Annotated in this window: 24 protein-coding genes and 1 pseudogene; 13 read left to right on the forward strand and 12 right to left on the reverse strand. The window is 72.0% G+C overall.

What is annotated here, in order from left to right; all coding sequences use genetic code 11:
- The first annotated feature begins 255 nt into the window (after positions 1 to 255).
- The 5 genes and pseudogenes from ndhC (at position 256) to Ade02nite_RS46055 (ending at position 2,847) form a co-directional block, all read left to right on the forward strand.
- On the forward strand, positions 256 to 633 hold the full coding sequence (ndhC, locus tag Ade02nite_RS46035) for an NADH-quinone oxidoreductase subunit A (protein ID WP_203777763.1): 378 nt from the start codon (positions 256 to 258) through the stop codon (positions 631 to 633).
- Positions 634 to 702: 69 nt separating this feature from the next.
- Positions 703 to 1,104 (forward strand): annotated as a pseudogene (locus Ade02nite_RS46040) (DivIVA domain-containing protein); the annotation flags it as partial.
- A gap of 53 nt (positions 1,105 to 1,157) precedes the next feature.
- Complete coding sequence (locus Ade02nite_RS46045) at positions 1,158 to 1,655, forward strand: SRPBCC family protein (RefSeq protein WP_203777765.1); 498 nt, start codon at positions 1,158 to 1,160, stop codon at positions 1,653 to 1,655.
- A 37-nt stretch (positions 1,656 to 1,692) separates the two neighbouring features.
- Positions 1,693 to 2,292, forward strand: coding sequence for a DNA-3-methyladenine glycosylase I (locus Ade02nite_RS46050; RefSeq protein ID WP_203777766.1), 600 nt, complete (start codon positions 1,693 to 1,695; stop codon positions 2,290 to 2,292).
- Positions 2,293 to 2,304: 12 nt separating this feature from the next.
- Positions 2,305 to 2,847 (forward strand): hypothetical protein, encoded by a 543-nt coding sequence (locus tag Ade02nite_RS46055; RefSeq protein ID WP_203777767.1) that lies wholly within the window; start codon positions 2,305 to 2,307, stop codon positions 2,845 to 2,847.
- Positions 2,848 to 3,039: 192 nt separating this feature from the next.
- Here Ade02nite_RS46055 and Ade02nite_RS46060 read toward each other — a convergent pair whose 3' ends face one another.
- The 3 genes from Ade02nite_RS46060 to Ade02nite_RS46070 form a co-directional block, all read right to left on the reverse strand.
- A complete protein-coding gene (locus Ade02nite_RS46060) occupies positions 3,040 to 3,852 on the reverse strand; it encodes a S1 family peptidase (RefSeq protein ID WP_203777768.1) in 813 nt (270 codons plus the stop codon).
- Between the two features lie 96 nt (positions 3,853 to 3,948).
- A complete protein-coding gene (locus Ade02nite_RS46065) occupies positions 3,949 to 4,782 on the reverse strand; it encodes an enoyl-CoA hydratase/isomerase family protein (RefSeq protein ID WP_203777769.1) in 834 nt (277 codons plus the stop codon).
- The gene (locus Ade02nite_RS46070) at positions 4,779 to 5,588 is read right to left on the reverse strand and encodes a PaaX family transcriptional regulator (RefSeq protein ID WP_203777770.1); all 810 of its coding nucleotides are present in this window, start codon (positions 5,586 to 5,588) and stop codon (positions 4,779 to 4,781) included. Before Ade02nite_RS46070 ends, Ade02nite_RS46065 begins: the two co-directional genes overlap by 4 nt.
- Before the next feature lie 258 nt (positions 5,589 to 5,846).
- Between Ade02nite_RS46070 and Ade02nite_RS46075 the strand changes: the two genes are divergently transcribed.
- Positions 5,847 to 6,014, forward strand: coding sequence for a DUF3117 domain-containing protein (locus Ade02nite_RS46075; RefSeq protein ID WP_014694782.1), 168 nt, complete (start codon positions 5,847 to 5,849; stop codon positions 6,012 to 6,014).
- 77 nt (positions 6,015 to 6,091) lie between these two features.
- A complete protein-coding gene (locus Ade02nite_RS46080) occupies positions 6,092 to 7,480 on the forward strand; it encodes a leucyl aminopeptidase family protein (protein WP_203777771.1) in 1,389 nt (462 codons plus the stop codon).
- Here the strand turns inward: Ade02nite_RS46080 and Ade02nite_RS46085 are convergent.
- Positions 7,457 to 8,032: an O-methyltransferase gene (locus Ade02nite_RS46085; protein ID WP_438871027.1), complete on the reverse strand. Its 576-nt coding sequence runs from the start codon at positions 8,030 to 8,032 to the stop codon at positions 7,457 to 7,459. The two genes, Ade02nite_RS46080 and Ade02nite_RS46085, sit on opposite strands and share 24 nt — an antisense overlap.
- Positions 8,033 to 8,258: 226 nt before the next feature.
- Here Ade02nite_RS46085 and Ade02nite_RS46090 point away from each other — a divergent pair, with 226 nt between their 5' ends.
- Together Ade02nite_RS46090 and Ade02nite_RS46095 are read left to right on the forward strand one after the other, a co-directional pair.
- Entirely contained in the window at positions 8,259 to 9,530 is a 1,272-nt protein-coding gene (locus tag Ade02nite_RS46090; RefSeq protein WP_203777772.1) for a trypsin-like peptidase domain-containing protein, read from the forward strand.
- A gap of 72 nt (positions 9,531 to 9,602) precedes the next feature.
- A complete protein-coding gene (locus tag Ade02nite_RS46095; protein ID WP_203777773.1) occupies positions 9,603 to 10,013 on the forward strand; it encodes a twin-arginine translocase TatA/TatE family subunit in 411 nt (136 codons plus the stop codon).
- Here the strand turns inward: Ade02nite_RS46095 and Ade02nite_RS46100 are convergent.
- From Ade02nite_RS46100 to Ade02nite_RS46110, 3 genes are read right to left on the reverse strand one after another with little or no spacing between them, the layout of a single operon-like run.
- Positions 10,010 to 11,161: an Mrp/NBP35 family ATP-binding protein gene (locus tag Ade02nite_RS46100; RefSeq protein WP_203777774.1), complete on the reverse strand. Its 1,152-nt coding sequence runs from the start codon at positions 11,159 to 11,161 to the stop codon at positions 10,010 to 10,012. The two genes, Ade02nite_RS46095 and Ade02nite_RS46100, sit on opposite strands and share 4 nt — an antisense overlap.
- A gap of 22 nt (positions 11,162 to 11,183) precedes the next feature.
- Positions 11,184 to 11,729 (reverse strand): DUF1003 domain-containing protein, encoded by a 546-nt coding sequence (locus Ade02nite_RS46105; protein ID WP_203777775.1) that lies wholly within the window; start codon positions 11,727 to 11,729, stop codon positions 11,184 to 11,186.
- The gene (locus Ade02nite_RS46110; protein ID WP_203777776.1) at positions 11,726 to 13,015 is read right to left on the reverse strand and encodes a magnesium transporter MgtE N-terminal domain-containing protein; all 1,290 of its coding nucleotides are present in this window, start codon (positions 13,013 to 13,015) and stop codon (positions 11,726 to 11,728) included. The genes Ade02nite_RS46105 and Ade02nite_RS46110 overlap by 4 nt, the downstream gene beginning before the upstream one ends.
- Before the next feature lie 27 nt (positions 13,016 to 13,042).
- Here Ade02nite_RS46110 and Ade02nite_RS46115 point away from each other — a divergent pair, with 27 nt between their 5' ends.
- Positions 13,043 to 13,915 (forward strand): PhzF family phenazine biosynthesis protein, encoded by an 873-nt coding sequence (locus tag Ade02nite_RS46115; RefSeq protein ID WP_203777777.1) that lies wholly within the window; start codon positions 13,043 to 13,045, stop codon positions 13,913 to 13,915.
- On the opposite strand, the gene Ade02nite_RS46120 is transcribed toward Ade02nite_RS46115, so the two are convergent.
- Positions 13,912 to 14,409 (reverse strand): hypothetical protein, encoded by a 498-nt coding sequence (locus tag Ade02nite_RS46120; RefSeq protein WP_203777778.1) that lies wholly within the window; start codon positions 14,407 to 14,409, stop codon positions 13,912 to 13,914. The two genes, Ade02nite_RS46115 and Ade02nite_RS46120, sit on opposite strands and share 4 nt — an antisense overlap.
- Before the next feature lie 9 nt (positions 14,410 to 14,418).
- A complete protein-coding gene (locus Ade02nite_RS46125) occupies positions 14,419 to 15,129 on the reverse strand; it encodes an HAD family hydrolase (protein WP_203777779.1) in 711 nt (236 codons plus the stop codon).
- A gap of 139 nt (positions 15,130 to 15,268) precedes the next feature.
- On the opposite strand from Ade02nite_RS46125, the gene Ade02nite_RS46130 reads away from it, so the two are divergent.
- The 3 genes from Ade02nite_RS46130 (at position 15,269) to Ade02nite_RS46140 (ending at position 18,530) form a co-directional block, all read left to right on the forward strand.
- On the forward strand, positions 15,269 to 16,183 hold the full coding sequence (locus Ade02nite_RS46130; RefSeq protein ID WP_203777780.1) for a DMT family transporter: 915 nt from the start codon (positions 15,269 to 15,271) through the stop codon (positions 16,181 to 16,183).
- A gap of 215 nt (positions 16,184 to 16,398) precedes the next feature.
- Positions 16,399 to 17,040: a hypothetical protein gene (locus tag Ade02nite_RS46135; protein ID WP_203777781.1), complete on the forward strand. Its 642-nt coding sequence runs from the start codon at positions 16,399 to 16,401 to the stop codon at positions 17,038 to 17,040.
- A 686-nt stretch (positions 17,041 to 17,726) separates the two neighbouring features.
- Positions 17,727 to 18,530, forward strand: coding sequence for an SDR family NAD(P)-dependent oxidoreductase (locus tag Ade02nite_RS46140; protein ID WP_203777782.1), 804 nt, complete (start codon positions 17,727 to 17,729; stop codon positions 18,528 to 18,530).
- A 41-nt stretch (positions 18,531 to 18,571) separates the two neighbouring features.
- Here Ade02nite_RS46140 and Ade02nite_RS46145 read toward each other — a convergent pair whose 3' ends face one another.
- From Ade02nite_RS46145 to Ade02nite_RS46155, 3 genes are all read right to left on the reverse strand, one after another.
- Positions 18,572 to 19,018: a DUF4190 domain-containing protein gene (locus Ade02nite_RS46145; protein ID WP_203777783.1), complete on the reverse strand. Its 447-nt coding sequence runs from the start codon at positions 19,016 to 19,018 to the stop codon at positions 18,572 to 18,574.
- Between the two features lie 63 nt (positions 19,019 to 19,081).
- The gene (locus Ade02nite_RS46150; protein WP_203777784.1) at positions 19,082 to 19,489 is read right to left on the reverse strand and encodes a CoA-binding protein; all 408 of its coding nucleotides are present in this window, start codon (positions 19,487 to 19,489) and stop codon (positions 19,082 to 19,084) included.
- 19 nt (positions 19,490 to 19,508) lie between these two features.
- On the reverse strand, positions 19,509 to 21,419 hold the full coding sequence (locus tag Ade02nite_RS46155; protein ID WP_203777785.1) for an intein-containing Rv2578c family radical SAM protein: 1,911 nt from the start codon (positions 21,417 to 21,419) through the stop codon (positions 19,509 to 19,511).
- Between the last annotated feature and the right edge of the window lie 35 nt (positions 21,420 to 21,454).

Genomic DNA, 21,454 nt, shown 5'->3' on the forward strand with positions numbered 1-21,454 from the left:
AACCACCCGATCCAGTTGCTCGACCCGTTTCGCTCCAGCGGACACGTTCCCAACCTCCAAAGGTTGCCGGCCGGCCGGAGATGATCGTCGATGAGCCGGCCCGCAAGAACTAGTCACTTCCAGACTACGTCGGCGCTCCTTACTACCCGGCGTGAGCCGTTGACCACAGTAGCCACGTCGCGCTCGCCCGAACCAGCAGAGTCCACTATCCGGCCGGGGAGTGCCCCGTACGTGGCTCGTCTACGCTTCGAGGTTGTGGACGGGTATCTCGGGTCGTACGCCACGCTCGGGCTGGTGGCAGCCGTGGGCGTTCTCGTCTTCGTCGGCGCGTTCGCGGCCAACAAGCTGCTCCGCCCGTCCGACCCGGCCCAGCCCGAGGGCAAGTTCATCGCGTACGAGAGCGGCATCGACCCGGTCGGCGGCGACTGGGCGCAGGCGCAGATCAGGTACTACGTCTACGCGTACCTGTATGTGCTTTTCGCCGTGGAGGCCGTTTTTCTCTTTCCCTGGGCGGTCGTGTTCGACCTGCCGGGCTTCGGCTGGGCCACCGTGACCGAGATGGGCGTGTTCGTGGCGGTGCTCGCCCTCGGCATCCTCTACGCCTGGCGCAAAAAGATCCTCACCTGGACCTGAGGTCACTAGCGCGTACCGGTCGGGGTGGCGGACTCGCCACGCGGATCGCGTCGTGCCAACATCTTGCGCATGGGCCAGCTTTTCCTCTTCATCGTCGTGGCGTTGGTCGTCGCGGCGATCGTGTTCGGCGTGACTGTGATGATCAGTGGCAACGACAGCGCGCTGACGCCGGTCGAGCCGGACGGCCGGGCGGTGCCGCTGCCCAGCGACCGCCCGCTCGGCGAGGAGGACGTGGCGCACACCAAGTTCGACGTCACCTGGCGCGGCTACCGGATGGCCCAGGTCGACCAGGCGCTCCAGCGGGCCGCGTACGACATCGGCTACAAGGGCGAGCTCATCGGCGTGCTCGAGGCCGAGGTGCTGGCGCTGCGCGAGGGCCGGATCGCGGACGCCGACGTGCTGCGCCGCGCCCGCGAGGCGGCGATCGCGCCGGTCACGCCGGCTCCGCCGCCGCCACCGGCCACCGGCGACGACCCGGTCATCGACGTGACGCCCGTCCCCGCGGACGAGCCGGTGGCCAAGCAGTGAGCCCCACCGAGCCGGTCGGCGGGCTCGGCGACGCGGCGGAGCCCGGCATCGGCGAGGTCACCGCGACGGTCATCGTCGACGCGCCCGCCCCCAAGGTCTTCGCGGCGTTCCTCGACTGGGAGAAGCAGTCCGAGTGGATCCCGTTCACCCGGGTCCGCGTGGTCGAGGGCGACGGCGGCGAGGGCAGCCTGGTGGAGGCCGTCACGGCGATCGGCCCGGCGGCCCTCCGCGACGAGCTGCGCGTCGTCAAGGTCAACGCGCCGTACGAGGTCCGCGTCGTGCACTGCGGCAAGATCCTGCGGGGCCCGGGCTCGATGAGGTGCACGGCGATGTCCGGCGACCGCACCCAGGTGGTGCTGCACGAGTGGTTCCACCTGCCGGCCGGCCCGATCGGCAAGCTCGCGTGGCCGGTCCTGTGGCCGGGCTCGAAGCTGAGCTTCACCGGCGCCCTGAAGAGGTTCGGCCGCCTGGTCGAGCAGGGCAAACTCCCGTAGCCGATTTTTGTCGTACCGCCCCTCTACGGTGGTCGCCATGACTGATGACGCCGGGCTCGTGATCGGCACCGACGGGCGTGCCCGCTGCTTCTGGGGCGGCTCCAGCCCCGACTACGCGGCCTACCACGACGACGAGTGGGGCAAGCCGGTGCGCGGCGACGACGCGCTCTACGAGCGGCTCTGCCTCGAGGCGTTCCAGTCCGGCCTCTCCTGGATCACCATCCTGCGCAAGAGGCCGGCGTTCCGGGCCGCCTTCGCCGGCTTCTCGATCGACAAGGTGGCCGCCTTCTCCGACGCCGACGCCGCCCGCCTCATGGCCGACACCGGCATCGTCCGCAACCGCATGAAGATCGACGCCGCCATCGCCAACGCCCGCGCCGCCGCCGACCTGCCCGACGGCCTCTCCGCCCTGCTCTGGTCGTTCGCCCCCGACCCGCGCCCGGCCCGCCCGGCGACCCGCGCCGACGTCCCCGCGATCACGCCCGCGTCCACCGCCCTGGCCAAAGACCTCAAGAAGCGCGGTTTCCGCTTCGTCGGCCCCACGACGGCCTACGCGTTGATGCAGGCCACGGGCATGGTCGACGACCATCTGGCGGGTTGTTGGGTCCCACCCCTCAGCCCGCATCCCGGCGCATGATGGGATGGAGCCATGGGTCAGTGGGCGGTGATCATTCCGGCGAACAGGTGGGCCGACGAGAGGTTGTTCCACCACGACACCGTGACGGTGTCGGCAGGCACATCCTCGGTACGGCCGGACGACGAGGTGCTCCTGGTCGCCGACGGCACCGTGGTGGCCCTCGCCCGAGCCGCCAAGAGCGAGGCCGGCGAGCTCGCCCTGACCTACCTGCGGCGCGCCTTCGACGACCCGGCCCCCGCCCCCGAGTTCGGCTCCCTCACCGAGGGTGAACCCACCCCCGTCGACGCCGAGACGTTCCGCCGCTTCGCCACGGCCCTGGGCGCCGAGCCGCTCGGCCCCAACCGCCCGACCTGGCTGGTGAGCGTGGCCCTCCCCATCGAGGCCACCACCCCGGCCGAGGCCGTGCGCCAGTTCTGGTCCCACCTGCTCGAGCTGGGCCCGGCCGAGCTCCCCACCTATGTGTGGCCGAGCGGCGACGAGCTCGCCATGCAGGCGTTCGTCCTGGGCGCCGAGGCCAACCAGGACCCCGAAGAAGAAGACGAGGACGAGGACTGACCGCCTCGCGGCCGGCGGGGGCACCGGCACAGCACCAGCGCCGGCATCGGCAGCGGCGCCGGCATCGGCTAGGGGAATGGGCGAGCTTCACGGCCGGCGCGGCGAACGCGCGGAGGTGCCACGGCGTCGGCTGGTGGCACGACGCCGCGGCACCGGTTCCGGTCGGGGCTTACACGCCGCGACCCCCGAGGATCAGCCGCCCAGTGAGGTGGCGGCGGAGCGGATCGCGGACGAGAAGTAGCTGACCTGCGTGTAGACGCCGGGCTTGTTCGGGCGGGCGCACCCGTCGCCCCAGCTGACGATGCCGACCTGGATCCAGGCGTTGTTGGCGTCGCGGCGGAACATGGGGCCGCCCGAGTCGCCCTGGCAGGTGTCGACGCCGCCGGAGGTGTAGCCGGCGCAGATCTCCTCCGCGGCGATCACCTCGCCGCCGTACATGGCGGACGAGTTGCAGGTGGCGTCGCTGACGTAGGGAACCGTGGCCTTCAGCAGGTAGCGCTGCTGCGATCCGCCCTCGCTCGCCGCGCCCCAGCCGGCGATCGTGAAGGTGCCCGAGTCGTACGCCGTTGTCGTGGCGATCGGCAGCGTGGCCAGGCCGGTGACCGGGCTGGCCAGGCGGATCAGGGCCCAGTCCTTGCCGGCGCCCGTGTATCCGGGTGCGCGGTAGACGTAGTTGGACCGGCGGGTGATCCTGCTGGACGAGTTCAGGTCGACGACGCCGAGCGTGGCCGTGATCGACGAGTTCGCGCCGGTGCGGCTCACGCAGTGCGCCGCCGTGAGGACCAGGGTGGGGCTGTAGAGGGCGCCGCCGCAGCCCATCGACAGGCGCACCATGAACGGGAACTCGCCCTGCGCGGCGCGGGTGCCGCCGACGACCGACGGGGTCGGGTTGACTGCGCCGTCACCCGACGTCGGTGCCGCGGCGGCGGGGGACGCGATCGCGCCGCCCGCCGCCATGGTGAGCGCGGCAAAAGCCGTACCCAAGAAGATCCGCCACCTGACCATGAGGCCCTCCCACGGGGAAACGCGCGTCCGGTAGGACGCGTCGGGAGGAGCGTATGCATCGAGCCTTATGGATGTGGTGATCCCAAAAGCGTCATATCAGCGGCCTTCGAAGACCGGCTTCTGCTTCGCCACGAAGGAGTTCACCGCGTTCTTGTGGTCGGCCGTCGCGCCGCAGATCGCCTGGGCCTGCGCCTCGGCCGCCAGCGCGTCCGACAGCGTGCCGGCGTCGCCGATGGAGAGCTCGCGCTTGATCGCCCCGTAGGCCACGGTGGGGCCCGCCGCGAGCCGCGCCGCCAGCTCCTGGGCGGCCGGCAGCACCTGCTCGTCGTCGTCCACCAGGCGGGAGAGCAGGCCCATGGCGTACGCGTCCGCGGAGCGCACCGGCTCCGCCAGCAGCAGCAGCTCCAGCGCACGCGCGTGCCCGACGATCCGCGGCAGCGACCACGAGATGCCGCTGTCGCCGGCCAGACCCACGTTGGCGAAGGCCATCAGGAAGCCGGTCTTCGGCCCGCCGATGCGGAAGTCCGCCAGCAGCGACAGCGAGGCGCCGGCCCCGGCCGCCATGCCCCGCACCGCCGCCACCACCGGCTTGGGCATGCTCGCCAGCCGCTGCGCGATCGGGTTGTAGTGGACCCGCACCGTGTCGAGGTCGGTGCGGCCCGACTCCAGCTGTTCGGCGTGCTCCCGCAGGTCCTGGCCGACGCAGAAGGCGTTGCCCGCCCCGGCCAGCACGATCGCCCGGCAGGACTTGTCGGTCTCGAGGGACGCCAGGGTGTCGCGCAGCGCCTCCTTGAGGTCGACGTCGAGCGCGTTCATCGCCGACGGCCGGTTGAGCGTGAGAGTGACGACCGCATCGGTGCGGTCAACCAGCAGGGAGTCAGTCTTCAGGCTGCTCAAGGGTGGCGGGTGGGGCGGTCGGATGGCGGTCATGTGTCTGAGAATCCCACACGGTTGCGAGTCACGGAGTGCAGGCATCGCTCCACGTAACGGTCGGCGGCCGGGCGCAGCCGGGCCGCGTGCCGGTCGAAGAAGCCCGCCGCGCTCGTGCCCGGCCAGCGCGGGGGCAGCAGCGACGTGGGCAGCTGCGGATCGCGGAACAGGAACGAGCGCCAGGCGTGCACCAGCCGGAAGCGGGCCGCGTAGGCCTCCTCGTCGCTGCTGCGGGCGTTGACCGTGGTCACCACCGGTCGCAGGTCGGCGACGAAGTCCTCGTAGGACCGGGCCAGCTCCGGCAGGTCCCACGCCTTGCCGACCACCTCGGCGGCGCCCGGCGAGCCGGCGGCGTGCGCGGCGCTGAAGCGCTCGTACGGCACTCCGGCGTCGGTCAGCACGAGGTCCGCCTCCTCGGCGGCGCGGGGCGCCACCCACGCGTGCTCGCCCAGCGACCCGTACCCGAGGAAGGCGAGCCGGGCCGCGTCCCGCTTGGCGAGCGGGCCGTGCAGCAGGATCAGGTCGAAGCGCCCGTCCCAGCCGGCCCGACCGGTCCGGTAGATTCGCGCCGCCGCCTCGTCGAGCCGGCGGGCGGCTTTCGGGGTCAGCAGGTATCCCGGACCGGAGACCAATCGCATAGGGTGCAACCAGCCTTGGCGCACCATGCGGGACACCGCGGTGCGCACAGCGGGAGGAGCGATGCCGAGTGGCGCCAGCAGCTTGACCAGGGCCGCGACCGGTGCGCGCCCTCCTCTCGGGCGGAGGTAGTCGCCGTACAGGTCGAAGAGTGCGGACCGCGCCTGCATGACCGCACATTGTGACAGCCCAAAAGACGATATGCTAGACGCTGTCACATCCGCCCGGGCTGGGTTTGGGTTCGCCGGTGTTCATCAGGGAAAATGTTTGATCGGCACGGTGGGCCGGTCCGCGTGAAGACGCGAATGGCCCCTCTGCCGCCGGTCGGATACGAGGTACCACGTCACGTGGGGCTGAGCACGTGACCGTTGACAAGTGGCTGTGGGGCAACCCACCGACACCCTGATGTGGGTCTGAGGGGAGACAAGATGGCGGCGATGAAGCCGCGGACGGGCGATGGTCCGCTGGAGGTCACCAAGGAGGGTCGTGGCATCGTCATGCGCGTCCCACTGGAGGGCGGTGGCCGTCTCGTCGTTGAGATGACTCCGGACGAGGCCAGCGCGCTGGGTGACGCGTTGAAGTCGATCGCCGGCTGACGTTTCACGCGAGCCCGCCGGTACGGTACCGCCCGTACCGGCGGGCTTTCCACGTCTTCGAGAAAGGTCATGCTCCCGTGTTTCCGATCCGGCTGACCGACCGCCTCGACGACGACCTGACCCGCGTGGTGCCGATCGGCTCGTCGGGTCCACTGTCGCACGCCGGCGGCGACCTGGGTGACGAGATCGCCGCTCTGGGTGACCGTCCCGATCCCGTGCTCGCCCTGCACCGCCCGCTGCGCCGCCCCGCCAAGGTCCTCCTGGTGGACGCGAGCGAGGGCTGGCGAGCGGCCGGCGCGGCAATTGTCAGAAACGTTCCGGGCGACGAGCCGCTGCAGATCGTCGTGGACGACCTGGACAAGGACCTCGCCGAGGGCCTCTGGCTCGGCGGATACCGCTACCGCGACGCCCGCGAGGAGCCCAGGACCGCCCCGATCGACCTGGTGACGGCCAACCCGCAGGGGTACGCGAGAGACCTTGCCCAGGCGCGGGTCGCGGCCCGGGCGACGTGGCTGGCCCGCGACCTCACCAACACGCCGTCCAACCTGAAGATCCCGGACTGGTTCGCCGAGGAGATGTCCGGCGCGTCCGCGCGCAGGCCCGGAGTCTCGGTACGCGTCCACGCCGGCGCCGGCCTCGCGCGCTTCGGCGGATTGCGCGCGGTCGGCGGCGGGTCGAAGTGGCGGCCGTGCATGGTGGAGCTGACCTGGCAGCCGCCCGGCGCGACCACCCACGTGGTGCTGGTCGGCAAGGGCATCACGTTCGACAGCGGCGGCCTCTCGATCAAGACCCGCGAGGGCATGAAGCGGATGAAGAACGACATGGCCGGTGCCGCCGCGGTGGCCGCCGCCACGCTCGGCGCCGCCGACCTCGGGCTCCGCGTGCGGATCACCGCGCTGATGCCGCTCGCCGAGAACGCGATGAGCGGCGCCGCGTTCCGGCCCGGCGACGTGATCACCCAGTACGACGGCAGCACCACCGAGACCACGAACTCCGACGCCGAGGGCCGCCTGGTGCTGGCCGACGCGCTCGGCTACGCGGTCGCCGAGCTCGACCCCGATGTGATCGTCGATCTGGCCACGCTGACGGGCTCGCAGAAGGTCGCGCTCGGCCCCGAGATCGCCGCGCTCTACAGCGGCAGCGACGAGCTCGCCGCGGCCCTCACCGAGGCCGGCGCCGGTGCGGGGGAGCGGATGTGGCGCATGCCCCTGCCGGGCGAGTACGCCGACCTGCTCCGCAGCGACATCGCCGACCGGCACAGCTCCCCGGCGAGCGGCCCCGGCTCGATGGTGGCCGCCCTGTTCCTGCGTGACTTCCTCGGGCCGTACGCGGACCGCTGGGCCCACGTGGACATGGCCGCGCCGGCCTGGAGCGACACCACCCAGCTCGAGATCACCCGGGGCGCGACCGGATGGGGAGCCCGGACGCTGCTGCGCTACCTGTCAGCGCTTGACGGCCGCCAGTAGGCCCGCGCCCGACGGGATCACCGCCGGGATCCACTCCTCGGACTCGCGCACCGAGCGCACCGTCTCGCGGATGGTGATCGTGTCCACGTCCCGGGCCGACGGGTCGGCGATCCGGCCGCCGGCGAGCACGCCGTTGACCACCAGCGCGCCGCCCGGCCGCAGCAGCCGCAGCGCCTCGTCGGCGCAGGCCCCGAACTCGGTGGCGTCCGCGTCGACGAAGACCAGGTCGTAGGCGCCGTCGGCGAGGCGGGGCAGCACGTCCAGGGCCCGCCCGGTGATGATCCGGGTCCGCGACGCCGCGAACCCTGCCTCCACGAAGATCCGCCGGGCGATCCGCTGGTGCTCGTTCTCGACGTCGATCGTGGTGAGCACGCCGTCGGGGCGCATGCCGCGCAGCAGCCAGACGCCGCTCACCCCCGTACCGGTGCCGATCTCGACGACCGCCTTGGCGCTGCCCGCGGCAGCGAGAAGGCGCAGCACGGAGCCGGCGGCCGGGGTGACGCTGAAGAGGCCGAGCTCGTGGGAGAGGCTGCGCGCGGTCTGCAGGACGATGTCCTCGTCGGCGTACGCCTCGGCGAACTGGGAACCATGGGCGGCCGGCTGCGGGCCGATCGAGCGTGCTGACGGGACGATGACGGACCTCCGGGGACACTGAGGATGCGCATAAAGAGTAGAGCGATGCTCTCCTGGGGCGCACTCGGCCGTCGATGGGATAAAAGGGCCGGGGAGAGGCAGCGCCGGGGATCCGTGTCATCCTGGAGGGGGAGCCGGGCGGAACATGAGTGGAGGCACCGACGTGACCGACGGTTGGAACGCGCGTCCCACTCCGCCGCCTGCCAATGGTCAACAGCCCTCGCCCTGGTGGTCCGACGCGCTCGCCGACCCCTGGCGTGACCCGTACGCTCCGGCCGCCGTCGTCGTGCAGAGCGCCCAGCAGAGCTCCGGGCCGCCGCCCGAGCCGGTCGCCGACCCCGACGCGCCCCGCCGCTCGTACACCCCGATCCTGCTCATCTGCCTGGTCACCGCCCTGCTCGCCGGCGGCCTCGGCGGCACGCTCGGCTATGTCTTCGCCGTCCGCGGCGGGGTCGGCGGCGGCGCCGCGTCGAGCCTGGGCGCCACTCCCGACGATCCGCCCGCGGCCGCCAACCGGGCGCCCGACTCGCTCGCCGGTGTGGCCAAAAAGGTGCTGCCCAGCGTCGTCACGGTCCGCGTGACCGGCGCGATCGGCTCCGGCTTCGTGGTCTCCAAGGACGGCTACGTGATCACGAACGACCACGTCGTGGAGGGTGCCGAGGACGACACCCTGTCGGTCGCGTTCAGCGACGGCTCCACCGCGAGCGCCAAGGTGGTCGGCCGCGACCCCGAGTCGGACATCGCCGTGATCAAGGTCGCCAAGGGAAATCTCACCCCGGTCGCCATCGGCAACTCCGACTCGCTCGCGGTCGGCGACCCGGTGCTCGCCTTCGGCTCCCCGCTGGCCCTGGTCAACACGGTCACCGCGGGCATCGTCAGCGCCCTCGACCGCACCATCGAGGCCGGCGGCGAGACGGGCGGCCCGACGCGCTACTACGCGGCGATCCAGACTGACGCCGCGGTCAACCAGGGCAACTCCGGCGGACCGCTGGTCAACGCCGCCGGTCAGGTGGTCGGCGTCAACTCGGTGATCCGCTCGGTGGGCGGCACCGAGACCGAGGCGGGCAACATCGGCCTGGCCTTCGCCATCCCGATCAACCAGGCCCGCCGGGTGGCCGGCGACATCATCGACACCGGCAAGGCCCGGCGCACGGTGATCGGCGCCGAGGTCGCCACCGGCGGCACCAGCTCGGCCGGCGCCCGGCTGCGCTCGGTCGAGCCCTCCGGCCCGGCGGCCACCGCGGGCCTCGAGGCCGGCGACGTGGTCACCAAGATCGACGGGCACGTGGTCGAGGACGGCACCGACCTGATCGCCCTCGTCCGCAAGTACCCGCCGGATTCGACCGTCTCCGTGGAGTACCGTCGCGGCACCAAGACCCAGACGGCGTCAGTGACATTGGTCGCCGACTCCAACTGAACCGCCCGCGGACTGCCAACTGACAGGTTCCGTGCGTAGGCTGGGCGCCGGAGACAAAGGGAGGCAGCCCTCATGTTCGAGAACCTGAACTGGTGGGAGATCGGCGCGCTGCTGCTGCTCGCGCTGCTGATCTTCGGCGAGCGGCTGCCGAAGGTGATCGGCGACGGCATGCGCATGCTGCGTGGCCTGCGCGCCATGGCACAAAACGCGACGAGCGACCTCAACCGCGAGCTCGGCACCGACCTTCAGCTGCAGGACCTGCACCCGAAGGCGTTCATCCGCAAGCACCTGATCAGCGAGGACGAGGAAGCGGCGATCCGCAAGCCGCTGCAGGGCCTGCTCGAGGACGTGAAGTCGGACCTGAACGGCGTGAAGACCGACCTCACCGAGGTCGCGGACGCCGCGGACATCAAGAAAGCGCCCTCGGCCCCGATCGTCACATCGGAGCCGAAGGCGCGCACCTTGGATCTCGACGCCACCTAGCCCTTGCGGGCGTTGACCATCAGGCCGAGGGGCTTGCCGACGAGGGAGTCGCGGCGCACGGCCAGCTTGGCGGCCACGGCGTCGAGCGCCTTGGCGGCCGGCGCGTCCGGAGCGGCCAGCACGATCGGGTCGCCGGCGTCGCCCGCCTCGCGCACCCGGGTGTCGAGCGGCACCTGACCGAGCAGCGGCACCGAGGCGCCGATCGCGGTGGTCAGCGAGTCGGCCACGGTCTGCCCGCCGCCCGCGCCGAAGACCTCCATGCGCGAGCCGTCCGGCAGCTCGAGCCACGACATGTTCTCCACGACGCCGATGACGCGCTGGTGGGTCTGGAGCGCGATCGCCCCGGCCCGCTCGGCCACCTCGGCGGCCGCCGCCTGCGGCGTGGTGACGACCAGGATCTCGGCGTTGGGCAGCAGCTGCGCCAGCGAGATCGCCACGTCGCCGGTGCCCGGCGGCAGGTCGAGCAGGAGCACGTCGAGGTCGCCCCAGTAGACATCGGCGAGGAACTGCTGCAACGCGCGGTGCAGCATCGGGCCGCGCCACACCACTGCCGCGTTGCCCGCGGTGAACATGCCGATCGAGATGACCTTCACGCCGTGCGACTGCGGCGGCATGATCATCTCTTCGACCCGGGTGGGCCGGCCGTCGACGCCGAGCATGCGCGGCACCGAGTGGCCGTAGATGTCGGCGTCGATCACGCCCACCGACAGGCCCCGCTTGGCGAGGGCCGCGGCCAGGTTGACCGTCACGCTCGACTTGCCGACGCCGCCCTTGCCGCTCGCCACCGCGTACACCCTCGTGCGGGAACCCGGCTGGGCGAACGGAATGACCGGTTCCGCCGAAGCGGAACCGCCGCGCAGCGTGGTCTGGAGCGCCTTGCGCTGCTCCTCGCTCATCACCCCGAAGTCGATGCTCACCGAGGTGATGCCGGGGATCTTTGTCAGGGCGGCGGTGATGTCGTTGTCGAGCTTGTCGCGCAGCGGGCAGCCGGCCACGGTGAGCAGCAACTCGACCCGGACCGTGCCGTCGGCGACAGTGAAGCCCTTGACCATGCCGAGTTCGGTGATCGGGCGTCGGATCTCGGGGTCGTCGACCGTGGCCAGCGCGGCCTGAATCGCGTCCTCGATGGTGGAGGCGGGAGCGGACATGGTTGCCATGCTACGTCGCTCCTTACGAACGCTCGGCGTCCCAGTCCTTGCGATCTTCTTCCCAGTCGGAGCGCGCCCGCTTCTCGCGGCGGTGTGCCGCCTCGTCCAGTTCGTCCGCGAGCCGGGCCAGCTCCGAGCGGAGGAAGTCGCGGGTGGCGACCTCGCCCAGCGCGATGCGCAGCGAGGCGATCTCGCGGGCCAGATATTCGGTGTCGGCCTTCTGCATCGCCGCGCGGCGCCGGTCCTCCTCCATCGCCAGGCGGTCGCGGTCGGCCTGCCTGTTCTGCGCGAGCAGGATCAGCGGCGCGGCGTAGGAGGCCTGCAAGGACAAGATCAAGGTCAGGAACGTGAACGTGTACGGGTCGAAGCGCAGCTTCTCGGGCGCGAGGGTGTTCCACAGGAACCACCCGGCGATCACCAGCGTCATCCACACGATGAACTGGGCGGTGCCCATGTAGCGGGCGATGTTCTCGGACCAGCGGCCGAACGCCTCGGGGTTGAACCGGGGCAGGCGCACACGCCCCGGCTCGACGGGCTGGTCCAGGCGGTCCCGGCGCGGCTCGGTCACAGCGTCACCTCGTCGGCGCTGTCGTCGATCCCGAGGTTGTCGCGCTCACGCCAGTCGCGGGGCAGCGAGTGGTCGAGCACGTCGTCGACCGTCACGGCACCGACCAGCCGGTGCGTCGAGTCGATCACCGGCATGGCCACCAGGTCGTACGTCGCCATCCGCTTGATGATCTCGGCGAGCGTGGCGTCGGGGCGCAGCGGCTCGATGTCGTTGTCGACGATGCCGCCGAGGATCGACGACGGCGCCTCGCGCAGCAGCCGCTGGAAGTGGACCATGCCCAGATATTTGCCGCTCGGGGTCGCCGAGGGCGCCCGCGCGACGAAGACCTGCGCGGCGACGACCGGCGACAGCTCGGGCTCGCGGATGCGCGCCAGCGCCTCGGCCACGGTCGTGTCCGGGGTGAGGATCACCGGCTCCGAGGTCATCACGCTGCCCGCGGTGCCCGGGCGGTAGCTCATCAGCTGGCGCACCGGGTCGGCCTCGTCCGGCTCCATCAGGTCGAGCAGGACGGTCTGCTCCGCCTTGGGCAGCTCGGCGAGCAGGTCGGCCGCGTCGTCCGGGTCCATGCGCTCCAGTACGTCCGCGGCGCGCTCGCGGTCGAGGCGTACCAGAATCTCCACCTGATCGTGCTCGGGCAGCTCCTCGAGCACGTCGGCGAGCGTGCGGTCGCTGAGCGCGGCGGCCACCTCGTTGCGGCGGGCGTCCGGCAGGTCCTGGAGCGCGTTCGCCATGTCGGCGGGGCGCATCTGCTCGAGCAGCGCCAGCAGGTTGGAGGTGCCCTGCGTGTCGGTGGGGCCGACCAGCCCGCGCACCCGTTCGAACTCGGCCTGGAAGACGTGGCCGCGGCGGGTCAGGCGCCCGGTGTGCTCGCGCACGGCGACCCGGGTGACCAGCCATTCGTTGTTCCGGTTGAGCTCCATGCCGATGTCGACGACGTTGCCCGGAGTGCCGTCGCCCTCGCCGTGCTCGGGCACCACCACGACCCGGCGGTCCAGCAGGTCCTCGATCACCAGCAGCTCGTTGGGCCGCTTCTCGAACCGGCGCAGGTTGAGGCTGCCGCTGCCGAGCACGACGTTGTCGGCGTCCATCGACGTCACCCGCCCGATGGGCAGGAAGATGCGCCGGCGCAGCGCCATCTCGGCCACCAGCCCCACGACCTGTGGTGGCCGGGTGGTGGTGCGCAGCCGGACCACACCGTCGCGCACCCGGCCGACCCTGTCCCCGTTCGGGTCGAAGACGGGCAGACCCGCGAGACGGGCCACATAAACCCTCGTCCCCATGGTCACGCCTTCAGCCTAGGTTAGGGTCCGGACATGTCAGGAGTGGCGTACGAGATCGTCGACGTATTCACTGATCGCCCGTTCGCGGGAAATCCCCTCGCCGTGGTGTACGGCGCCGAGGACCTAGCCGCAGATCAGATGCACACCCTGGCCCGCGAGTTCAACCTCTCCGAGACCGTCTTCGTGCTCCCGCCGGCCGACCCGGCGGCCACCTATCGTGTGCGGATCTTCACTCCGGAGTCGGAGATCCCGTTCGCCGGTCACCCCAGCGTGGGCGCCGCGGTGACCTCGATGCGCCGCGGCCTGTTCGCCGCGGGCGAGGTGGTCCAGGAGTGCGGAGCGGGCCTGCTGCCCATCACGGTCACGTCCCAGGGCGCCGCCACGGTCACCGGCTCGGCTCCCCGGCTGGGCGAGCCGGTTCCCGTCGACCACCTTCTCGAGGTCACCGGCCTGTCGGCCGACGACCATCAGGGTCCTGCCCCACGTCCCGCCGGGTGCGGTCTCGACTGGGTCGTTTTCCCCGTACGCCGGGAAGCGCTCGCCACCGTTACCATCGACACCCGGGCAGCGGCGAGGCACGGCATCACCGACCTCAGCGTGGTCGCCTGGAACCCGGAGACCGCGGAGGCCCACTCCCGCGTCTTCATCCCCGGCAGCGCCGTCCCCGAGGACCCGGCGACGGGCTCGGCGGCGCTGGCCCTCGGCGTCTGGCTGGTCGACGCGGGCCTGCTCCCACCCGAGGGCACGTCGTCGTACCGCATCCACCAGGGCATCGAGATGAAGCGCCCGTCCCGCCTGGAGTGCACGGTCACCGCCTCCGCGGGCGCGGCCACCTCGGCCACGGTCGGCGGCCACGTCTGGCCGGTCGCGTCGGGCGAGATCGCGGTCCCGCCCTTCGTGGGCTAACGCTTGCGGACGCGGTGCAGGCGGAAGGGGCGGGTCACGTCGACCCGGGCCGGGGTCTCGCGGGGCGGGGCCGCCCCCGAGTCCTTCGGGAGGTCGGGGCGCCCGACCGGAGCCTGGTCGGCGACCGGCGTCAGCCGGACCACCGCGCACCCCGTCTCGGCCCAGCGCGTCACCACCTCCTCCGCCGTGCCCGAGGCGTTGAGGCGCTTGGCGGCGAGCTGCGGGGCGGCGGTCTCCCACTCCTCGGTGCCGGGGGTCAGGCGGGTGACCGTGGCCTCGGTGACCACGATCAGCCCGCCGTTGTCGCCGCGCAGGCGCACGGTGGCCCGGGGCGCCTCGGCCAGGCCGGGGGCGTGCTGCTCGCCGGGGCCGCTGACGACGATCAGCGAGCCCTCCAGCGGCATGCACCACAGGGCCAGCGCCGGCCCGTCCCCGACGGAGATCCAGGCCAGCGCGGCCTTCTTGAGGGCCTCGTCCAGCAGCGCGGAAGTCACCGCGTCATCCTAAATGGCCGCGGGCTCGCCGACCCGGGCCTGATCGACCAGGCCGATGACCTCGGTGAGGGACCGGACCGTCCGGCCCGCGAAGTTGGTGTCGGCGTCGAAGGTCAGGTGATTGGCGAGGTCGGGCGCGGCCAGGCGTACGGGCGTCATGCCCACCGCCGCCGCGCCGGTCAGCTCGTGGCTGCCGCCGTCGCCGACGTAGAGGCATTCGCCCGGCAGCACATCGAGCTCGTCGCACGCCGCGAGGTAGATCTGCGGGTCCGGTTTGCAGACCCCCAGCCGTACGGAGAAGATCGTCGCGTCCAGCAGCGGGGCCACCGGCAGGCCGGGCAGGAACGCGGGCAGCTCATGTGTGCAGTCACTGATCACTGCCGTGGCCAGCCCGCGGCGCTTGACGGCGGCCAGGGTGGTGACGGCGTCGTCGCGCAGCCGGGTGTCGGCCTTGAGCGCGTTGATCCGCGCCGGGACGCCGGCGCGCACCTGGGCCGTGCGGGGGTGGCCACCGGCCTGCTCGATCACCCACCGTAGGGTGGCTTCGGCGGAGCCGTACCGGCCGCGGGCGCGCGCTCGGAAGGTCCGGTCGAGCACGCCGCGGACCGCTTCGGGATCGGCGCCGAGAGCCCGGGCGATCTCGGCGTGCTGGGGTCCGCGCTGGACCGAGCGGGTCAGTGTGCCGAAGAAGTCGAACACGACCGCACGGTATGCGGGCATGGTGAATCAGCCTCCGGGGCATCGAGGGGTGCAAAAGGGGTCATGCGAAACCTCGGTGACTGTAACGACACAATCACTCTCTGTTCAATAGGTGTCGAGGAACTGTGGCGTACAAGTCCGCAAGAAGCGACGGCGGGGGATGAATAAGCCTTCATCGCGCGTGAACGGGTCAGTTGTCGCCCTGGTGGTCGCGGTCCTGGCGGTCTCGTCGTCGGCCCCGCTGATCGCGTTCGCCGCAGCCCCGGCCCTGGCCATCGCGTTCTGGCGCAACTTCCTGGCCACGGTGGCGCTCACCCCGGTCACGTACGGGCCGCGCCGCTCCGAGATCCGGGGCGCCGCACGCCGGGTCGTCCTCTTCGCCGTGCTGGCCGGGGTGGCGCTGGCCGCGCACTTCGCCACGTGGATGCCGAGCGTGCAACTGGGCTCCGTGGCCACGGCGACCGCGCTGGTGGCTACCCAGCCGGTGTGGCAGGGCCTGATCGCCATGGCGCAGGGCCGCCGCCCGTCGGCGGCCGGGTGGGCCGGCATCGTCCTCTCGGTGGCCGGAGCGGCCTGGGCCACGGGCGCCGACATCGGCGTCTCGGGCGAGGCGGTGCTGGCCGACATCCTGGCCCTGCTGGGCGGCGTCTTCGCCGCGGTCTACACGGCCCTCGGCGAGCGCGCCCGCGTCTCGCTGAGCACCACCACGTACACCTGGATCTGCTACGGCGTCTGCGCCGCGCTGCTGCTGATCGTCTGCCTGGCGTCCGGCATCGACCTGGCCGGCTACGACACCCGCACCTGGGCCGCGATCCTCGCCTTGGTGGCCGGCGCCCAGCTCCTGGGCCATTCGATGTTCAACTACGCCCTCCAGCACACCTCGGCCACCACGGTCAGCGTCCTGATCCTCCTCGAGGTCCCCGGCGCGGCCCTGCTCGCCTGGCTCTGGCTGGGCCAGACCCCGCGGGCGGCCGCCCTGCCCGGGCTGTGCCTCCTCCTGGTCGGCGTCGCCGTCGTCATCCTGGGCGCCACCCGATCCACCCGCCCGGTCGTCGATCCAGCCCTGACCGACTGACGGAGACGCCCGCCCCGCCGCCTGTAGCCTCGGCCACCTGCCGCCCCGGCCACCTGCCGCCCCGGCCACCTGCCGCCCTCGCCTCCGCCCGCCCCTAGATCTCTTCACCATGATCACTCGGCGCCTTATCGGGCGGTTCGTGGCTTTCGTTCGTTGAGCCCTCGGGATCTTCGCCTGGCGGGCTGTGCCGGGCCGGGGTAGAGAGGGGGAATGCGATGCACCGCGCTCGATTCCTGGTCGGACTGGTGGCGGCTCTCGGGGCGATCCTCGTGATCGGCGGATGCGGCGATCAGGCCGACGACCAGCCCGCGGACCGGCCCGGCCTGACCGGCGGATGGAGCACCGCGGGCTGCGAGTTCCACCGCCCGCCCCGGCAGGTGGCGGTCGCGGGCATGCTCCTGCCGGCCACCCCCGCCAAGCTGGAGGCCGCGATGGACCGCATCGACCGCGGCGGCCGCGAGCAGTTCGCCGACAGCTACGCCGGGCTCGAGGTCGACCAGAAGCGCGTGCGGGCAATCGTCCACCGGGTCCCGTCGGCCGCCTTCGACCAGTTCATCCGCCGCGCCGCCGAGGACGCCTGCGTCGTCGTCCGCGACGCCGACCACTCCGCGGCCGACCTGGCCTTCTGGCACGACCGCGTCCTGGCCGACCTGCAGTTCTGGACCCACCGCGGCATCCGCCTGGTCTCCATCGGAGCCCGCCACGACGGCTCCGGCGTCGAGATCGGCACCCGCGACCTGGGACGCGCCCGCCTGGAGCTCCCGGCCCGCTACGGCGCCCGCGCCCCGCTCCTGTTCGTCGAGGAGGGTCCCGTGCGCCCCCTGCCCCGGCCCACCCCCACACCGGCCACCGACTGACACCCGAGCCGCCCGTCTCGAGCCCACCGTCAGCTGCCGACGGAACGCGGGGCGCCCGCGACACGCAGCCTCGTGCGCACGTCGCGCTTCGCCCCGTCCGCCGACCAGCGGTCGAACCCATGCCGCTTGACCTTCCCCCGTCCGCTTCACCCTTCCTCGTCCGTGCCCGGTGGTCGGGCCCACGCGCACGTGCCCTCCCCGTCCGTGCCCGGCGGTCGGGCCCACGCACCACTGCACCCTTGCCCGCGGCCGTGCCCGGCGGTCGGGCCCACGCGCCACCTCACCCTCGGTCTTCTTCCGTGGACTCATAACGTTCGATGTCATCACTCACGGTGCCCATCTCGCCGAACCTCAGCCCGGCGTGTCGGGCCGGAAACACCGCTCCTGGCACAGTCCCGGCGGCCGAGCCGAAAGCCCGGCGCGCGGCCCCTGACACGGATTGACGGGCGTTCCGGGGGCCGGATGTCGCAGCGCTGAACTCCGTGACGCGGCGTGCGTAGTGGAAGGCGAGGGAATTGGCCGGGCCGGGGCCGCGTACCCGGAAAAGAGGCGCACCTCGCGTGCGCCACGACTGCGGCGATGTTTGCTCTGGGTGAGGGGAGGGGGCAGGATCGCCCGCAGGGTCTCCGGCGCTGTGCCGGGTCGATGTCAGACAGTGCGGCCGTTGCCGTGCGGGGAGTGCTGAGATGGGGATCGACGTGGAAGCGACGGAACCGGAAGAGGCGCCGGTCACGCTGCGGCTGGACGGAAAGGTCGCCCTGGTCACAGGCGCGGGCAGTCCGGACGGGATCGGATATGCGACGGCGCGGCGGCTGCGCGACCTGGGGGCGCGTGTGGCGATCGTGTCGACCACGCGGCGTATTCACGAGCGGGCGTCGGAGCTCGGCGTGACCGGGTTCGTGGCCGATCTGACCGACGAGGCCGAGGTGGGTGCGCTCGCCGACGCGATCACCGACCAGCTCGGCGACGTCGAGGTGCTGGTGAACAACGCGGGACTCGCGAGCCGAGCCAGCCCGGAGGTGCTGCGGCCGGTGGCGCAGCTGACGTACGACGAGTGGAAGTCCGAGATCGACCGCAACCTGAGCACGGCGTTCCTGTGCAGCCGGGCCTTCCAGGGCGGCATGGCCGAGCGCGGCTGGGGGCGGATCGTCAACCTGGCGGCGACGGCGGGGCCGGTCAACGCGTTGCCGACCGAGGCGGCGTACGCGGCGGCGAAGGCCGGCGTGGTCGGCCTGACCCGGGCGCTGGCGATGGAGCTGGTGGCCGACGGGGTGAACGTCAACTGCGTTGCGCCGGGCACGATCTACACGGCCGCGTCGACGGTCACCGAGATCAAGCAGGGCCTGGGCACGCCGATCGGCCGGCCGGGCACGCCGGACGAGGTGGCGGCGGCGATCGCCTTCCTGTGCTCGCCGGCGGCGTCCTACATCACGGGACAGATGCTCGTGGTGGACGGCGGCAACAGCGTGCGCGAGGCCCAGTTCCGCTGAGGACCGTGGGCCGGCCGGTCACCCGGCCGGCCCACGAGCCATCAGGGCGACGTGGTGGCGGAGCTGCCCACCGCGATCACCACGATGATCACGTAGCCGATGCAGACCAGCAGGCCCAGCGCCGTGAAGATGTAGCCCAGCCAGAGCCCCGCGGTGGCCAGGCCCTCGCCCTGCTCGCCGGTCTGGCGGATCTGCTTCTTCGCGATGTGGCCGAGCACGATCGCGGCCGGCGAGAAGACGAACGCGAACACGAGGGCCAGGATCGCCATCGTGTTCGTGCTGGTCACCGGCGCGTACGGCGCGCCGTAGCCGGGCTGCGCGCCGTAGGGCTGGCCGTAGCCGGGCTGGCCGCTGTACGGCTGTCCGCTGGACGGCTGTCCACTGGACGGCGCGCCGTACGGCTGGCCGCTGGTCGGGTCGTATGGCTGCTGCCCGTAGGGCTGTTGCGGCTGATATGGATCCGGTGTTCCGCCGGGCGGATATGTCATCAGGTCCTCCTCGTTCCTCGGCACGGTACTAGCCGGGGTACAGGGGACAACACGATAGGTGACCTATCGCAGCTTGGTAAGCCCGCCGGTGGCCCGTTCCACTGCCAAGCATCGATCTTCGACGTAGTCGATGCCGGCCTCCTCGGCGATGCGCCGGGCCTCCGCCGACACGATGCCGCTCTGCAGCCAGACCGCCGGCGCCTTGATCGCGACCGCCTGCCGCACCACGTCGACCGCGTCGTGCGCGGGGCGGAAGATGTCGACGAGATCGACCGGCTCGCCGATGTCGGCCAGCGTGGGGACGGTCTTGACCCCGAAGACCTCGTCGACGAACGGGTTGACCGGGATGATCCGCCAGCCGTGCCGCAGCATCTGCAACGGCACCGAGTGGGAGGGCTTCCACGGATCGCGGGAGGCGCCCACCACCGCGATGACGTTGGCGTCGGCCAGGATCTGCTGTGCGCTCCTCATGCTCTTGACTGTAGTGCGATCACAGCAGGGTCAGCTGCCGTGATTCCTCGCGCTCCCCGACGGCGCGGGCCTCGCCGGGGGTGGCCCGGTGAAGCCCGTGGCGGCGGGCCGCCATCCGGACCCGGGCGACGACCTCGGCCTGATAGGACTGCGGCGAGTAGGAGCCGTTGCCGTACAGCTCGCGATAGCGCGGGGCCAGCTCCGGATGAGTGCGGGTCAGCCACGACGCATACCACTCCCGGGCGCCGGGCCGCAGGTGGAGCGGTAGCGGCGTGACGCTGGTGGCGCCGGCGGCCGCGATGGCGGCCACGGTCTCGTCGATCGACTCGTCGGTGTCGGTGAGGCCGGGCAAGATCGGCGCCATCAGCACGCCGATCGAGAAGCCGGCGTCGGTGAGCCGGCGGACCGCGTCGAGCCGCCGCCGCGGGCTGGGCGTGCCCGACTCGACGGCGCGCCAGGCCCGCTCGTCGACGAAGCCCACCGAGAACGACAGGCCGACCCGGGTGACCTCGGCGGCCTGCCGCAGCAGCTCGAGGTCGCGCAGGATCAGCGTGCCCTTGGTGAGGATCGAGAACGGGTTGGCGTGGTCGCGCAGCGCCGCCAGGATCTCGGGCATCAGCCTGTAGCGCCCCTCGGCGCGCTGGTAGACGTCGACGTTCGTGCCCATGGCGATCGGGGCGCCGGACCAGCGCGGAGCGGCGAGCTCCCGGCGGATCAGCTCACCCGCGTTGACCTTGACGACGATCTTGGTGTCGAAGTCGTGCCCGGTGTCGAGGTCGAGATAGCTGTGCGTGTGGCGGGCGAAGCAGTTGTGGCTGACCACGCCGTCGGCGATGAAGTCGCCCGTACCGGTGGTGATGTCGAACAGCGGCAGGGTGAGCCCGAGGTCCTCGATCTCGACGACGGCCAGTTGGCGGCCGGCTCGCACGCCCACGCCGGAGGCGTCGAGGGGCGCGCCCTCGACCCCCGTGAGGTGCCGGAAGCGCAGCGCCGCCCAGAGGTCGCGGTCGAGCTCGACGACGCCGTTGCCGCGCCGCGGGCCCCGGCTGGGCAGGCCGAGGTGGGTGAGCGCCTCGGTGACCCGGCTCAGGAACTGGCGGTCGCCGCTGGTGAAGGTGATCGCGAGCCGGTCGGCGCGGCCGACCGAGCCGAAGGCGCCGGCGAGAAAGCCCCTGTACCACCCCGTGGTGGGCAGCTCGGGCCAGCTCAGCGCCTCGTGCAGCGGGATGTCCTCGAGGAACCGGTCGGCGCGGCTCCAGGCGGCGCCGTCACGGGCGAGGGCCGGTCCGCCGCGGACCAGGCCGCAGAGGTAGCCGGCCTGGTAGTCGGGCGACTCCTTGGGTGGCTCGGCGAAGTGGCCGACCCCGAACATCAGGTCGCCGACGGCGAGCGCGGGCTGGTGTGCCTCGGCGGGGCTGACGTGCCGCCAGCCGCGGGTGGTGAGGAAGCGGTGGTCGCCGCTCGCGACCAGCCGGGTGCCGTCGGCCAGGGTGACCCGGAAGGAGTGCTTGGTGGTCGACCAGTGGTCGAGGACGGTGGTCGGCACGTATCGCCGGCAGGCGCCGGCACCCATCGTGCCCATGATGGCGTCGCCGCGGCGCAGGTCGGCCAGCCGGCGGGTGCTGCCGTCGGCCATCAGGACCGGGGTGTCGCCGGACAGGCAGTAGGAGCAGGCGTGTGAGCACCCGCGGTAGGGGTTGACGGTCCACTCGAACGGCACCCGCGACGAACCGGGAACACGGTTGATCAGGCTCTTGGCCCGGACCTCGTAGAACGTCATGCCGGCGAAGCCGGGGGTGTCGAACGTGCGGACGGTGGCGCCGGGCAGCGCCAGCGGCAGGGGTGGAGCCGCCGGCGCTGCCCTGTCCAGGAGCGAGCCGCCGTCTGCCCCGGCTTCCGGACCGGAGGCCGACAGGTTGGACCATCGCATGGCGGCTATTCGAACACGCGTTCGAGATCGTTGTC

This window comes from Paractinoplanes deccanensis (genome assembly GCF_016862115.1).
Classification (GTDB): Bacteria; Actinomycetota; Actinomycetes; order Mycobacteriales; family Micromonosporaceae; genus Actinoplanes; species Actinoplanes deccanensis.